Below are 14863 nucleotides of genomic sequence, written 5' to 3'. Positions count from 1 at the left end.
GTGACGCACGCGCACCACGCCCCCACCGCCACCGCCACCGTCGGCCAGTCGGGCGGGGTCCCGGACCCCGTGGTCGCGGCCTTGGGCGCACTGGGCTCGGCGGTCGACTGCACGGGCCTGCGCAGCCTGTCGCTGGAGGGCCCGCTCGTCCTGTGGCTCGTCGTGCAGGGTGAGTTGGACCTGTTCGCCGTCGACGCCGCGCAGGCCGGGCACTGGCACTTCCTGGGGCGGCTGGAGCCGGGCACGCTGCTGCTGGGCCCGGCCGAGGGCCCGGACCACACCCTGGTCGGCCGGCCCCTGCAGGGGTGCCGACTGCGCCGCATCGAACTGCGGGAGCTGTACCGCCCCGAGGGGCAGTACGCCGCCGCCGGGGCACAACCGAGCCCCCTCGAGGACGCTTTCGCACGCGGCGTCGGCCGCGGCCTGCGCGTGCTCTACCAGGCACCGCTGGACGGCAGCGCCCCCACCGTGCACGGCGGAGCCGACGACGACATCCTGTGGATGCAGATCACCCCGGGCAGCGTGCAGTACGGCGCCGTGTACGAGACGGAGGCGGTGGGCACGCTCCTCGTCGACGCGGCGATGTGGCAGGGCATGGTCGACCAGCAGTACCGGCTGCTGTACGCCCTGGACGGCTGGATCGAACAACTCGAGCGCGCGCACGAGGACCGCACGGCGGCCGGGATCGAGGCGGGCCAGGCAGCCCGTACCCAGGCGGACCGGACGCTGCTGGCGTCCATCTCCCGCTCGGGCCGGGATTCCCACCGGAACGGGCGCGCCGACGTGACCTTCGCCGTGTGCCGCCTGGTCGCCGACGCGAGCCGCATCACCCTGTCCGAACCGGGCGCGGCCGACGCCACGTCCGAGCAGACGGATCCCGTCGAACGCATCGCGCTCGCCTCTCGGATCCGTACCCGCGTGGTCAGGCTCGGCGGGCGCTGGTGGCGGGAGAACAGCGGCCCGCTGGTGGGCCGGCGGGAGAAGGACGCCGCGCCGGTCGCCCTGCTGTGGCGGCGCGGCGGCTACGAGGCGGTCGACCCCGCCACCGGCACGCGCGAGCGCATCGGCAAGACCAACGAGAGCGCCTTCGAACCGCGCGCCGTCATGCTGTACCGACCCCTGCCCGAAGGACCGGTGGGCCTGCCGGCGCTGCTCCGCTTCAGCGTGCGCGGCACCCTCCCGGAGCTGCGCAGCGTCATCCTGGGCGGGCTGGTCGCCGTGGTCCTGGGCGCACTGGTGCCGATCGCCACCGGCCAGGTCCTCGGCCGCTACGTCCCGCAGGCCGAGAACGGCCTCATCGTCCAGAGCGGGCTGGCACTGGTCGCGACCGGCATCGTCTCGGCCGCCTTCATGCTGCTGCAGAACACCTCCCTCCTGCGCATGGAGGGCCGTATCGAAGCCACCCTGCAGCCGGCGGTGTGGGACAGGCTGCTGCGGCTGCCGACCAAGTTCTTCGCAGGCCGCTCCACCGGCGAACTGGCCGGCGCGGCGATGGGCATCAGCGCGATGCGTCGCGTGCTGTCCGGCATCGGCCCGGTCTGCGTACAAGCGGGCGCGGTCGGCACGATGAACCTCGTACTGCTGCTCCTCTACAGCGTGCCGCTCGCGCTGGCGGCGCTCGCCATGCTGGTCGTCATCGCGGCGCTCTTCCTGGGCCTCGGGCTGTGGCAGCTGCGCTACCAGCGCCGGCTGATCAAGCTCGGCCACCGGCTCAACAACCAGGCCTTCCAGACCCTGCGCGGCCTGCCCAAGCTCCGCGTCGCCGCGGCCGAGAGCTTCGCGTACGCCGCCTGGGCGCGGGAGTTCGCCCGTACCCGCGACCTGCAGCAGCGCATCGGCCGGATACAGAACGTCATCACGGTCCTGGGCGCCGTCTACCTGCCGCTGTGCACGCTGGTGATGTTCATGCTGCTGGCCGGACCGGCCCGCGGCGCCATGTCCGCCAGTGAGTTCCTCACCTTCAGCACCGCGCTGACGATGCTGCTGTCGTCGGTCACGCAGCTGACCGGTGCGCTCATCTCGGCCGTCGCGGTGCTGCCGATGTTCGAACAGATCAAGCCGGTCCTGCGGGAGACTCCCGAGGTGGGCCGCTCCAGTACCCGACCGGGTGAGCTGACCGGCGCCATCGAGGCCAAGAACCTGTCCTACCGCTATGCCGCCGACGGCCCGCTCGTGCTCGACGACGTCAGCTTCCGCATCGGGCGGGGCGAGTTCGTCGCGGTCGTCGGGGCCAGCGGCTGCGGCAAGTCGACACTGCTGCGGCTGCTCATCGGCTTCGACACACCCGCTGACGGCAGCGTGCTCTACGACGGCCAGGACCTGGCCGCGCTCGACCAGGCGGCCGTGCGCCGACAGTGCGGCGTCGTCCTGCAGAACGCCCAGCCCTTCAGCGGCTCGATCTTCGACTGCATCCGGGGCGCCGGGGCGTTCTCGCTCGAGGAGGCGTGGGAGGCCGCCGGGATGGCGGGCCTGGCGCAGGACATCAAGGCCATGCCGATGGGGATGCACACCATGCTGTCCGACGGTGGCGGCACCGTCTCGGGCGGCCAGCGCCAACGGCTGGTGATCGCCCAGGCGCTGATCCGCAAGCCGCGCATCCTGTTCTTCGACGAGGCCACCAGCGCGCTGGACAACGAAGCCCAGCGCGTGGTCATCGAGTCCACCCGCACCCTGCGCGCCACCCGCATAGTGATCGCCCACCGCCTCTCCACGATCATGGACGCCGACCGTGTGCTCGTCATGTCGGACGGCCGGATCGTCCAGCAGGGCTCACCCGCCGAACTGCTCGCCGACCCGGCCGGCCTCTTCCACGACCTGGTCCGCCGCCAACTGCGTTGACGGGCCGTGAACACGTCCGGGACTGAGGAACGAAGACGAACGTGCTGGAAAGCGTCCTCGAACGCCTTCCAGCACGTCGTCTGCCAGGTCTTCCCGTCGTCGTAGCTCACGGACACGGTGAGCGACGTGAGATTCTTCCCGGCCGCCGAGCCTTGCACGGTCACCGGGATCTGGACCGACTTGCCCCCGGTGCGCGCGAGGCGAGGTCGTCAGCCGGTACTCGGCATCGGTGGCATCGACATTGAAGGGCTGCCCGCCGCTCAGCGGGTCGTCGTTCTCGCCGACCTTGACGCCGTCGCGGTACAGCGTGGACGTGGCCGGGGTGTACCGCGAGCGGCCCATGTGGCTTGCCGTCGGCGAACAGCGGCAGGGCGCCGATGAGCTGCTGCTCGCCCGTGGCCGGGTCGGGCGCGGTGCGGAGACATCGACCGCAAGGGCGAAGCGAAGCCGTGTGGACGCGGGGCGTGAGTCAGGCGTCCCAACCACCTCGTAGGTGGTCTGGACGGAGGAGACAGCCCGGCAGCCAGTCGGGCTCTACCTCCAAGCCCGGTCCTTCAGGGCCGGGTCAAGTTGACAGGGCGAGAAGGCTGCGCAACGCGAGGCTGACGCCCACGCCGAGGACGGCGAGAGCGGTGAGGACCGTCGCGTAGCGGGTGTAACGGCGCAGGGAGGGCAGGCGGCGTTCGCCAAGCGCGGCGAATCTGCTTCCGCCGCTGGAGAGCAGCAGGCCGGCGGCGGTCAGAGTGAGGGCCATGCCGAGGCCGTAGCCGAGGACGAGCAGGACGCCGAAGAACGTCCGGCTCAGGGCGATGGCGCCCAGCAGGACGACGAGGGCCGACGGGCTGGGCACCAGACCAGCCGCGAGCCCTGCGCCGAGGAGCGCGGGGAGGCCGGTGCGGCGCGGCCTCCTGCCCTCACGGGAGCCGGCCTCGTGCGCGGGGTGGCCGAGGTGGCCGGGGTCGCCGTGGGAGCCGCGGTCGTGCGAGGGGCCGGTCGCGTGCCGGTGTACATGACCGTGGGCGTGGTCATGACGGTGGCCATGCGCGACGTGCGTGTGTTCCGGTGTCTCGCTGGGTGCGTCCCCATGGCTGTGCCCGTGGTGCCAGTGTGACGGGGGCCGTCCCGTCCGTAGGGCCCGTACCGCCGTCACGGCCAGCACCATCCCCAGCGCCGCGATCACCGCACCGCTGATCGCCCCCAGCCATGCCAGCAGTTGCTCCCCGACGAATCCGCCGCCCGCGGTGAGAATCAGGCCCATGGCCAGAACCCCGGCGGTGTGGGTGGCCGTGACCGTCGTCCCGACCGCGAGAGCGGCGCGGACGCCGCCTTCCCGGCGGGCCAGGCAGGCGGCGACGGCGAGTTTGGCGTGCCCGGGCAGCGCCGCGTGGCACGCTCCCAGGAGCAGGGTCAGCAGGACGGCGAGGAGGCCCACGGGCAGGGTGAGGTCCCGGCCCGCGGTCAGGCCGGTGAGCCGTTGCTCCAGGGCCGGAAAGAGCACGGTGCCGCGGTCCATGGCCTGAACTGCCGGCACCCCGTCTGGTTTCACCGGCCCCGGGGCGCCGGGAGCGGCCCCGTCCACCCCCGGCTGCGTACGCAGCTCCGCCTCGGCAACATCGAGCGGCTGTTCGTCCCCGTCCCGCGGGTAGCGGCGCAGCACATCGCTCGGGCTCTTCGAGGGAACCGACGACTCGGTCAGCCGTACGCGGTCGCCCGCGACAGCGGTGATCTCCTTCCAGCCGGTACGTGCCACGTCCGCCCCCGAGGCGAAGGTGACGTCGGCGGGCCGGGAGAGATCGGCAGCAGCCCGCAGGGAGCAGGCCAGCCGGGCGACGGGCACTCCCGCCGCCCCTTTCCCGTACGTCAGGGTGGAGCGGCCCACCTGCCAGGCGATGCGCTCGCCGCCCACCGAAATCCGCGTGCGGCCGGCGAGTCGGGCGCACCGCTCGGCTGCCCGGTCCGCCGCTTCCGCCGCAGAGATCGTCCCGTCGCCGTCGGCGTCCGTCGCTTCCTCGTCCTGCGCGGTGGGAATCTCCGCACTGTCGACGACGGCGGTGTCCTCGATCCGGTCGTGCGACAAGCGCAGTCCGTCGTAGTGGTTGACGCTGAAGTTGCCCAGCGGGTGGGCTTGGGCCGTCGGTGCGGCGGTCAGGCCGAACAGCACCAGCAGGGGCGCCGCGACGACCGCCGCACGGCAAGGAAGTTTCATCGACTATCCGTCTCCGTCAAGGCGGTACAGGGAGAGGCGCGGGTTCAAGGCGACGGCCTCGCTCAGATGACGGGATCCCTCGGGCATCGCGAGTGCCCTCTCGATCGAGCCCCGGTGGTAGCGGAACAGCGCGCTCTTCCAGCCGGTCGCGGCTGCCCGGCGGGCGTAGGCGAGAGCCTCGGTGTTCTGGCCCGCGCGGTGCAGTGCCCACCCGAACGCATCGGCGACGATGACGCTCCGGGCGTGCTCCCACTCTCTGCGCGCGAGCTCCACCGCGACCTTCGGATCGCCGTGATCGGCTGCGTAGAGGATGAGATGCGGGTCGACGGGTCCGCCGTCCGCGCGGACCATCCGTACCTGCGCCGACAATGCGGCCCGCTCGCTCCCCTGGCGGGTGTCCCCGGTCGCCCGCCGAAGCTCCAGTGCCTCCAGCAGGAACTGTGGCATCGGCGTCCGTTCGACGAGCCGCGCGTACAGCTCAAGTGCCCTGCCGGTGTGCCCGCGTGCGGCGGACACCCGGGCGATTCCGGCCTGCCCGTACGGATGGTCCGGTACGGCGGCCAAGGCGCGCCCGTAGTGCCGCTCCGCCCGGTCCACCTCGCCCCGGGACCAAGCCAGGTCGCCCAGGCGGGCCTCCGTGAAGGCCCGTTCGTCCTGTGTGACCGCGCTGTCCACGGCTCGCTGGAGCGCGATGGCGGCGTCCTCGGGCCTCCCGCCGGTTTCCAGGTCGTACGCGGCTCTGCTGTAGGCGGCCGTGGCCGGCGCGATGTCGAGCATCCGCTGGACGGCCGCCCGCGCCTGCGGATAGTTCCCGAGCTGGATCTCGGCGTCGGCCAGCACGGCGTACCCGTCCGGCCGGTCGGGTGCCATCCGGGTGGCGCGCAGCCCGTACTCGCGCCCCTGGGCGAACTCGTGCCGGGCGTTGGCGAGCAGCCCCTGACCCGTCACGGCCGCGTAGTTGTCCGTGCCGTCGAGGGCGAGGGAGCGGCGCAGCGCCTTGTCGGCGGCGCCGAGCCGGCCCGCGTCGAGGGTGGTGCGGGCCTGCTCGATCTCGGCGCGCGCCAGGCCGGCCCAGGCGGCCGGGTCGTCGGGGTACGCCTCTGCCCTCTTGCGGGCGGCACCGGCGGGGCTGATGCCCGCGCTGCGGGCGCCCGCGGGCGCGGCGGCGGCCTGCGGCCGGGAGGTGTCAGGACCGAGATGCAGAAGTCCCGCCACGCACCCGGCCACGGCCACCGCCGCGCCCACGGCGGTGATCAGACGCCTCACGGGCCCGCATGGGGGAGATTGAGGTAAGGGAAGACGGTCTGAGCGTCGGCGGGCTCCAGAGCGACGACCGGCTGGGGGAGCAGTCCCGCCGCGGACGGCCCCGCGGGCTCGCCCTCCAGCATCCGGATCAGCGGCCCGTCGATGTTGTCGTTGAGCCGCCGGCCGTTCGGGAAGCCCTGGAGATCCCCGTCGAGGACACCGTGTGCTTTCGGGCGGGTGGTGACGGGGGTGCCGAGGTTCAGGCGCAGTTGCTCGGAGAGCACGATGCGCTCCGGGTCGGCGTCGGCGTTCATCGTGTGGGTGTTGAGGTCGAAGCCGAACGGGGCTCCGTTGTCCTTGCCGATGCCCTTCAGGAACAGGGCTTGGATGTCGTGGCGCGGGGTCGCCGGTGCTTTGCGGCCCTGTGCCCTCTCGATCCGGTGCGGCGGTACGGGGTCGAGGGTCGCGGCCAGGAAGTCGCCCTCCAGGTGGTCGTCCTTCGGTACGCGGGCCTGGAGCCGGTCCTCGGGCCCGCCGGGCGTGGCCAGCCCGATGGTGGAGCCGAACAGGGCGAACGCGACGTGCGGGGTGCCCTGCCGGGAGACCTGCCGGAAAGCGGGGGCCTGCTCCGCCAGACCGCGGTCCAGGTTCGCGCCCTGCCGGGAGACGGACGCCCACACGCCGACGACCGGGTTGCGCTTCGGGTCGCCGTTCAGGGCGACCTCGTTCTTGGGCACTTGCAGGACCAGACTGTTCACGTTCAGCGCCGACAGGGGCTGGGCATCGGGCAGCCACCCCGGCACCGGGCCGCGGGTGCCGAGCGTGTACAGGCCGAAGACCTGGGTGTCGGCCTTGAACGACTCCGCCGCCTGCGTGGCCACGGTCTGGCCGCCCCCGGGGAGCTGGCGGATCGCCTGCGTCCGCAAGGCGCCGTAGTCGGGCATCAGGACCCGCCCGGTGTGGGTGGGGGAGGCGATCGCGTCCTTCAGCAGCGTCTGGCTGACACCGCCCGCCCTGACCTTTTCCAGGGTGTACTTCTGGCGTACCCGGAGCGACGGATGGTCGAGCGAGCTCACCGGCAGGGGCCCGACCTTCGGCCCTGTCCCGAAGGGCCTGCGGTCCTCGTCCCGGAAGGTCCAGCGGTAGGTGGTGTCGGGCGCCCCGTCACCATCGGCGTCCGTGTGGATCTCGTAGCGCGCACCGGTCGCGAACGGGAAGTCCACCAGCGCGTTGGCCGCGGTACCGGGCACTTGGAAGGGGCGGACGTTCGCGATGAGCGTGACCATGTCCGCGTTGTCCGGGCTGGTGAAGGCGTACACGTCGGTCAGGTCCGCCGGGGAGTCGAGCACGGTCGACGGGGCGTCGATGTGCCCGCCCGCCTCGCTGGTGCCCGTGAACTGCCCGGACAGGGCGGCGGCGGTGAGCGCGGCAGTGGTGACGGCGAGGGCGGCGAGCCGCCGACGGGACAGTGGGTTGGTTCCGGACTCGGGGGTTCCCGGCACGCGTGTCTCCAGGGCTGTGGGTGGGGGGAGTCGCTCCAGCCAACAGCGCATGTGATCTTGGCGCGACCCTTACGTGTCACACGCCACTCGTCGCGTGGGTCTTTCCCCCCGGATGGAGTAACAGGCGGCCCTCGCGGTCGCAAAGCCATGCATCGATGGACATACTCGCCGTGAAGTCGATCTTCGTTCGCGTCGTTTTCCCGGCGCTGAACTCGGCTGCCCGTTCCCACTGTTGGACCTGTCCGGGGAAGAGCTCCGACGTCTTCCCCACCCCTCACAGACTGGAAACGCCGTATGCGTATGCACGCACTCCGCCGTCTCACCGTCCTCGCCGCCGTGGCCGCGCTCGCCGTACCGTTCGGCCTGACCTCGGCCGGAGCGGCCGCCCGGCAGCCGGCCGACACCATCCGGACGGCAGCTGCCGCCGCGCCGCTGCCGGGCCTCTACATCTCCCCCTGGGGCGATGCCCAGGTGGCCGTGGGCGACGAGACCCTGGCGTGGATGGAGCGCGAGGGCATCACTCTGGAGGCCGTCAGCCCGTTCGTGATGGACGCCGACGGCCGTGGCTTCAGCATGCCGATCGGTTCAACCGCCGGTGACCGCCTCGACTCCAAGGGCCGCATCTTCTACCCCGGCGGCCTCAAGCTCCACCACCCCCGATCCGGCAAGACGATCACCCTGAAGTCGACGTTCATCCGCGTCATGCCGACGCCCGCCTACTCCGCGGGTGTCTCGGTCGACGGCGAGGCGCTCTCCGAGGAAGTCACGGTCGCCGAGTCCACCTACACCGAGGTCATGTTCGGCGCCCGCCCGAGCACCACGGGCTTCCGCATCAAAAAGGCGCCGTTCTACGTCACCCAGGACGCCGCGAGCCTCTTCGCGTCGGTCACCGGAGCCACGGCCCCGCGCGTCGGCAGCCTCTTCGGCACGCTCACGCCCAACTTCGACTACGTCCCGAAGGCGGCGAAGCCGCCGACGGTCCCCACCCTCCCGTAACTCGGGCCACGCCCGGCACGCGCCACGGTTCCCGGCCGCTCCGGGCACGAAACCTCCGCCCCGCCGAGCTGCCCGGCGGGGCGGACCCGGGCCCGCGGACCTGACGGCCGCGGCCGATCCGCGCCGAAGCCCCGGTGGGCCGGGTCAGGTCTCCTCGGCGGGGTCCAGCGCGGCCAGTGCTGCCGCCGGGTCGGCGGACGACGGGCCTGCCGGGATCCACCGGCCGGCCTCGCGGCGGTACGGCCACCAGCGTCCCTCCCGGCCCAGCCGCAACTGCCGGTCGGTGCCCGGCTCGGTCCAGCGGGCGCGGACCCGGCGCAGCTCCGGCGCGGCCCCAGCCGGTACGTCCGGTGCGCCCGGTGCGTCCGGTGCGTCCGCCCAGGCCGCGGCGAGGGCCGCCCGGGCGCGGGCCAGCGTCGCCCGGTCCGGCGTCCAATCGTCCTCCAGCGCGGCCAGGGCCGGTGCCGCGCCGAAGCCCCAGGCGAGAACGGCCAGGTCCATGGCGGCCCGGTTCCTGTCGGTAGCCGCCGACAAGCGGGAGCGGACCCGGGAACCACCGCCCTCGGCCGTGAGTCGTACGGCGTCTTCGCCAGGGGTGAGCGGGGGCGGCTGCGCTCGCTCCGCATGGGCCGGAGCGAGCGCCTGCGCCAGCAGCCGGTGGGCCTGCGACGCCGCCGCACGCGCGAGGAACTCCACCGCGTCGACGTCCAGGTCCGCCGGCGCCGCCTCGGCCTCCGTGTCCAGGGTCGGCGGCTGGCCCGGTGCCTGGGGGAGCCTCGGCAGCGGGGGCAGCGGCGGCAGGGCTCCCCGGTCGGCGGCCGCGTACGCCTCGGCGGCCGGGATCCCCGCGTCGCCGGTTCCGGCGCCCGCACCTCCCGCCCCGGCCGGGCTGTCCGGAGGTGCCGCTTCCGCGGTGCTGCGTTCCTCCAGCTCGTCCAGCAGATCCCGCTCACCGCGGCCGCGCAGGAGCAGCAGCACGAACGGATCCTGGTCCAGCAGCCGGGCCACCTGGTAGCAGAGTGCCGCCGTGTGCGGGCAGTGGTCCCACTCGCCGCAGTCGCAGCGCGGGTCCAGATCGCCTATGCCGGGCAGCAGTTCCACCCCGGCCGCCGCCGCGTCCTCGGCCAGCTCCGGCGGCACCTCCTGGTCCAGCAGCGCCGCGATGTGCCCCGACTCCGCGGCCGCCAGAGCGAGCAGCAGATCCCACTGCGCTTGCGTGAACTCCTGCACCAGCACGTCGGTCCGGTGCGCCGTGCCGTCCCGGTCGCGGACCACCGCCGTGAGCCCGCCGGGGCGCACCGAAACGGCCCCGACCGCGCCCGTGCGCGCGTACTGGCGGCCCTGCCTGACCTGTTTCCCGTCGAGCGCGCTGTCCTCCAGGGCGCGCAGCCAGGCGTGGCCCCACCAGGTGCGGGCGAAGCCGCGGCCGGGGTCGGGAGGGAGGGCGGCGAACGTCTTCTCGTACGGATCCCGCGTGCTCACCGGTTCACTCCCCAGGGGTCGCGCGCAGTGCCACGAGCTCGGCCAGCTCGGCATCGGTCAGTTCGGTCAACGCGCCCTCGCCGCCTGCCAGGACCGCGTCGGCCAGGGCCCGTTTGCGTTCGAGCAGCCGCGCGATGCGGTCCTCGACGGTGCCTTCGGCGGTGATGCGGTGGACCTGTACGGGTTGGGTCTGGCCGATGCGGTAGGCGCGGTCGGTGGCCTGTTCCTCGACGGCGGGGTTCCACCAGCGGTCGTAGTGGACGATGTGTGCGGCACGGGTGAGGTTGAGGCCGGTGCCGGCGGCTTTGAGGGAGAGCAGGAAGACCGGGACCTCGCCGGCCTGGAAGCGGTCGACGAGCTCCTCGCGGCGGGGCACCGGGGTGCCGCCGTGCAGGAGTTGGGAGGCGATCCCGCGCGCGGTGAGGTGTTTCTCCAGGATCCGGGCCATCGTCACGTACTGCGTGAAGACCAGCACCGAACCGCCCTCGGCCAGGATCGTGTCGAGCAGTTCGTCGAGCAGCGCGAGCTTGCCCGAGCGGGCGGCGGTCGCACTGCTGTGCTCTGTCGAGCGGTGTTCTTTCAAGCTGTGTTCTTTCAAAAAGTGCGCCGGATGGTTGCAGATCTGCTTCAGCGAGGTGAGCAGTTTGACCACCAGCCCGCGCCTTTCCATCCCGTCCGCCTCCGAGATCGCGGCGAGGGTCTCGCGTACGACCGCCTCGTACAGGCCCGCCTGTTCGCGGCTGAGCGTCACGGTGTGGTCGGTCTCGGTCTTCGGCGGCAGCTCGGGGGCGATCCCCGGGTCGGACTTCTTGCGCCGCAGCAGGAACGGCCGTACGAGCGCCGCCAGCCGGGCCGCCGCCTGGGGGTCGCGGCCGCTCTCGACGGGCTCGGCGTAGCGCGTGCGGAAGGTGCCGAGCCGGCCCAGCAGGCCGGGCGTGGTCCAGTCGAGGACGGCCCACAGCTCGGAGAGGTTGTTCTCCACCGGGGTGCCGGTGAGGGCCACGCGGGCGGGGGCGGGGAGGGTGCGCAGGGCCTTGGCGGTGGAGGAGCGGGGGTTCTTGACGTGCTGGGCCTCGTCCGCGACGACCATGCCCCAGGGGGCCGCGGCCAGGCGGGGCGCGTCCAGGCGCATCGTGCCGTACGTGGTGAGCACGAAGCCGTCGGCGAGGCCGTCGAGGGTGCGGCTCGCGCCGTGGAAGCGTCGGACGGGCGTGCCGGGCGCGAACTTCTCGATCTCCCGCTGCCAGTTCCCCAGCAGCGACGCCGGGCACACGACGAGGGTCGGGCCGGCGGTGCCTGGGTCCTGGGCGCGGTGCAGGTGGAGGGCGATCAGGGTGACGGTCTTGCCGAGGCCCATGTCGTCGGCGAGGCAGGCGCCGAGGCCGAGTCCGGTCATCCGCGCGAGCCAGCCGAGACCGCGGAGCTGGTAGTCGCGGAGGGTGGCGCGCAGGGCTGCGGGCGCCTCGGGCACCGGTGCGCCGGGAGCTTGCGGATCGGTGGTGAGCAGGGCGCGCAACCGCTCCAGTTGACCGGCCGCCTGTACGTCGACACGTGCGCCGTCGAGCTCCGCCGAGCCGGTCAGTACGGCGGCCAGGGCGTCGGCGGCCGACACCTTGCGCTCCTGGTGGGCGCGGGCCCGCCGGGCCTCGGCCGGGTCGATCAGGACCCACTGGTCGCGCAGCCGGACCAGGGGACGGTTGGCCTCGGCGAGCCGGTCGAGTTCGGCGGCGGTCAGGTCGCCCTGGCCGCCGAGGGCGTAGCGCCAGGTGAAGGAGTGCAGGGCCCCGGGCAAGAGCAGGCGGGGGAGATCGGAGGCAGGTGACGCGGTGCGTGACGCGGTGGGTGACGCGGGGGGCGAACTGGCGGGTTCGCCGACGACCGCCCGCGTGGTGAGCGTACGGGCGAGCCCGCGCGGCCAGTGCACCTGCACCCCGTCGGCGGCCAGTGCCCGGGCGGCGGCGCCGAGCAGCTCGGTGACCTCCTCGTCGGCGAGGTCGACGGCGTCGGGGACGGCGGCGCCGAGCAGCGGAGTCAGCGGGGGCCACAGGCGGGCGGCGCGGCGCAGGGCGCGCAGGGCGTCCATCCGGGCCCGCGGTGGAAAGGCGGCCGCGGCGGCGCCGGAGCCGGCCCAGACGTCGGCGGCGTCGGCCACCAGGGCGGCGTCGGCCAGGCTGTGCATCTGGAGGACCGCGCGGAAGGCCGGGCCGGGGGCGGGCGCGTCCTCAGAGGCGGCCTCGGCGGCCAAGGCGGCCTCGTCCAGCTCGATCCGCAGCGAGATGCGGACCCCCGCGTCGTGCCCGGCGGCGACCTCGGCCGCCCAGCCGCGCAGATCGGGGCGGTGCCGGGGCGCCACGGCGGCGTAGGCGGCCCCGCCGGCGGCGGTTGGCGCCGCGGGGGAGCGGGGCAGGGTGTCGGCGACGGCGTCGAGGAAGGCGCGCAGCAGCGGCTCCGGCGTCGGCAGCCGCGGCGGGCCCGGCGCGTCGAGCGGGACACAGTGCGCGGCGGGCGGCATGGCGGCCGCGAGCTCTCGGACCTCCTCCAGATCGGCGGCTTCGAGGGGCCCGAACCGCCAGGCGTCGTACCCGGCGGGGCTCAGCCCGGGCAGCAGCAGCCCGCGCGCGGCGAGGCGCAGCGCGAGCAGCGCGGCGGCACCCCAGAAAACGGTCGCGGAGACAAGCGTGGGGGCGTTCGCGGAGACGGTCGCGGGCGTGGCGACGTTCGCGGGGGCGTTCGCGGACTCCGGCGCCGAGGCGGCGGCCGCGCGGGCGCGGGTGAGCAGCGGCAGCGCGGCCGCGACGGGCAGGACGAGGGCGTGTACGGAGGTGCGCCGCAGACCGGCGGTGACCACGGTGAGTTCCTCGGTGGAACCGCTGCCGCCGACCGCGGCCGGAAGACTGCCGCCGCCCACCGCGGCCGACGGGCCGGCATCGGCTCCGTCCGGCCGCCAGAAGGCCATGCGGCCGCCACGTGCGGGGTCCGCGGGCAGGAAGACGGCGTGGAAGTGGACGAGGCTGGAGATCTCGGGGAGCACGCGTTCCTCACACTGGACTGCTGGAGGCGGAGCGGACGAGGTTACCTCGCGCCCGGCTCCCGGTCGGGGGAGGCGGGCCGTGACCCGGGTCACTTCACGGAGTGTTCGCGCGACCGGGAACGCGCGGCCGAAACCGTGCGTTGTGTGGAGTAGTGGTCGACGTAGGAGGAGGTGTCCGCAGATGTCCACGAGCGGAAAGGTCGCGGTTGCCGGAGTTGTGGCAGCCATCGTGCTGTTCTGGGCGGTTGGGTTCTGGGCCGGCCTGTTGGTGCTGATCGGTGTGCCGGCGGCTGCCTACCTGCTGCTGGACTCCTCGCAGCGCCGTAAGGTGCGGGGTATGTCCAGGAAGCGCATCGGCCGCTGACTGCGGCAGGGGGGACATTCATGAACAGCGCTACCGACACCGCGCGGACGGCGCAGGTCACTGCCGTCAGTAGCAATGGCGTGTACTCGTTCACGAAGCCCACGCGCGAGCACATCACGCTCCACGCCGGGCTCGGCGTGGAGGGGGACGTGCACGCGGGAGTCACCGTCAAGCACCGCTCTCGCGTGGCCCAGGACCCGACGCGGCCGAATCTCCGCCAGGTTCACCTGATTCACCAGGAGCTCTTCGACGAGGTGGGCGAAGCCGGCTTCAAGGTCGAGCCGGGCCAGCTCGGGGAGAACGTGACCACGGCGGGCATCGACCTGCTCGGCCTGCCGACGGGGGCGCTGCTGCACCTCGGCGACGAGGCGGTGGTGGAGGTGACCGGCCTGCGCAATCCGTGCCTGCAGATCGACAACTTCCAGCACGGACTGCTCAAGCGGCTGGTGAGCCGCGACGCCGAGGGCCAGGTGATCCGCAAGGGCGGGATCATGGGCGTGGTCCACCAGGGCGGCACCATCCGCCCCGGCGACACCATCACGGTGACCCTGCCGCCCGAGCCGCACACCCCCCTCGACTGCGTCTGACTTCGAGCCACCCCCACCGACCCCCACCGACCCCCACCGCTCCCCGGCGACCGGCATCGGCCACCGGGGTGCGGAGGGAGCGGCGGCGGGATCTCAGTAGTAGTCCCGCATCAGCGCCGTGGCCCACTGCGGCTGGCTGAGTGCGCCGCGCGGGCCGAATTCGGTCATGTACGGCTTGAGGTCGAGCACCGGCGTGCCGTCCACCGCGTCCAGTCCCTCCACGTGGACCTCCAGGCCGTCCACCTTCAGGATCCTGCAGCGCGAAACACCCAGCCGGTTCGGCCGGTTCTTGCCGCGCTGGGCGAAGATGCCGACCAGCGGCCAGTCCGGATTGCCGCGGGGGTGCCGGGCGCCCGTCTCGATCTTTTCCACCGGCACCCGGTCGAAGTGGTACACCACCTCGACGTGCGAGAAGTCGGCCAGCCCGTACAGGGCCTCCGGGCCGAACCGACCGCCGTCCAGGCGGATCACCGCGCTCTCCCGGCCCCAGTCGTCGTCCACCGTCTCTGCGCGGCCGCCCACCACCACACCCACCGGTTCCACCAGCACAGCTTTCCCCTAGTCTTCCTCGTGCCTTTCACGTGCGGTGCGCCGCGTGTCCGGCATGCCAGC

The 14863-nt window shown here is 73.3% G+C and carries 10 protein-coding genes; 4 read left to right on the top strand and 6 right to left on the bottom strand.

Annotated elements, in window-relative coordinates:
* Entirely contained in the window at positions 1-2838 is a 2838-nt protein-coding gene (locus ACFWB8_RS00605) for an NHLP bacteriocin export ABC transporter permease/ATPase subunit (RefSeq protein WP_385220325.1), read from the top strand.
* 565 nt (positions 2839-3403) lie between these two features.
* On the opposite strand, the gene ACFWB8_RS00600 is transcribed toward ACFWB8_RS00605, so the two are convergent.
* Genes ACFWB8_RS00600 through ACFWB8_RS00590 form a run of 3 tightly spaced genes read right to left on the bottom strand, consistent with a single transcriptional unit; the run spans position 3404 to position 7791 of the window.
* On the bottom strand, positions 3404-5044 hold the full coding sequence (locus ACFWB8_RS00600) for a nickel transporter (RefSeq protein ID WP_385220322.1): 1641 nt from the start codon (positions 5042-5044) through the stop codon (positions 3404-3406).
* A 3-nt stretch (positions 5045-5047) separates the two neighbouring features.
* Complete coding sequence (locus tag ACFWB8_RS00595; RefSeq protein ID WP_385220320.1) at positions 5048-6310, bottom strand: tetratricopeptide repeat protein; 1263 nt, start codon at positions 6308-6310, stop codon at positions 5048-5050.
* Complete coding sequence (locus ACFWB8_RS00590) at positions 6307-7791, bottom strand: DUF4331 domain-containing protein (protein WP_385220317.1); 1485 nt, start codon at positions 7789-7791, stop codon at positions 6307-6309. The genes ACFWB8_RS00595 and ACFWB8_RS00590 overlap by 4 nt, the downstream gene beginning before the upstream one ends.
* A gap of 294 nt (positions 7792-8085) precedes the next feature.
* Between ACFWB8_RS00590 and ACFWB8_RS00585 the strand changes: the two genes are divergently transcribed.
* Positions 8086-8787, top strand: coding sequence for a hypothetical protein (locus ACFWB8_RS00585; RefSeq protein WP_385220314.1), 702 nt, complete (start codon positions 8086-8088; stop codon positions 8785-8787).
* A gap of 144 nt (positions 8788-8931) precedes the next feature.
* Here the strand turns inward: ACFWB8_RS00585 and ACFWB8_RS00580 are convergent, their stop codons facing one another.
* Positions 8932-10269 (bottom strand): SWF or SNF family helicase, encoded by a 1338-nt coding sequence (locus ACFWB8_RS00580; protein ID WP_385220311.1) that lies wholly within the window; start codon positions 10267-10269, stop codon positions 8932-8934.
* Positions 10270-10273: 4 nt separating this feature from the next.
* Complete coding sequence (locus tag ACFWB8_RS00575; RefSeq protein WP_385220485.1) at positions 10274-13225, bottom strand: DEAD/DEAH box helicase; 2952 nt, start codon at positions 13223-13225, stop codon at positions 10274-10276.
* 256 nt (positions 13226-13481) lie between these two features.
* On the opposite strand from ACFWB8_RS00575, the gene ACFWB8_RS00570 reads away from it, so the two are divergent.
* Together ACFWB8_RS00570 and ACFWB8_RS00565 are read left to right on the top strand one after the other, a co-directional pair.
* Positions 13482-13664: a hypothetical protein gene (locus tag ACFWB8_RS00570; RefSeq protein ID WP_385220308.1), complete on the top strand. Its 183-nt coding sequence runs from the start codon at positions 13482-13484 to the stop codon at positions 13662-13664.
* A 20-nt stretch (positions 13665-13684) separates the two neighbouring features.
* Positions 13685-14251: an MOSC domain-containing protein gene (locus tag ACFWB8_RS00565; RefSeq protein WP_385220305.1), complete on the top strand. Its 567-nt coding sequence runs from the start codon at positions 13685-13687 to the stop codon at positions 14249-14251.
* Between the two features lie 93 nt (positions 14252-14344).
* On the opposite strand, the gene ACFWB8_RS00560 is transcribed toward ACFWB8_RS00565, so the two are convergent.
* A complete protein-coding gene (locus tag ACFWB8_RS00560; RefSeq protein WP_385220302.1) occupies positions 14345-14800 on the bottom strand; it encodes an SAM-dependent methyltransferase in 456 nt (151 codons plus the stop codon).
* Positions 14801-14863 lie beyond the last annotated feature (63 nt).

This window comes from Streptomyces sp. NPDC060031, assembly GCF_042736805.1.
In the GTDB taxonomy this organism is placed as follows: domain Bacteria; phylum Actinomycetota; class Actinomycetes; order Streptomycetales; family Streptomycetaceae; genus Streptomyces.
Note: the sequence above shows the minus strand (reverse complement) of the source record. Positions and strands in the feature narration are given on the sequence as shown.

Coding starts and splice junctions, on each gene's coding strand:
- ACFWB8_RS00575 (WP_385220485.1), bottom strand. CDS start 13,225: ATGGCCTTCTGGCGGCCGGACGGAGCCGATGCCGGCCCGTCGGCCGCG.
- ACFWB8_RS00600 (WP_385220322.1), bottom strand. CDS start 5,044: ATGAAACTTCCTTGCCGTGCGGCGGTCGTCGCGGCGCCCCTGCTGGTG.
- ACFWB8_RS00585 (WP_385220314.1), top strand. CDS start 8,086: ATGCGTATGCACGCACTCCGCCGTCTCACCGTCCTCGCCGCCGTGGCC.
- ACFWB8_RS00570 (WP_385220308.1), top strand. CDS start 13,482: ATGTCCACGAGCGGAAAGGTCGCGGTTGCCGGAGTTGTGGCAGCCATC.
- ACFWB8_RS00565 (WP_385220305.1), top strand. CDS start 13,685: ATGAACAGCGCTACCGACACCGCGCGGACGGCGCAGGTCACTGCCGTC.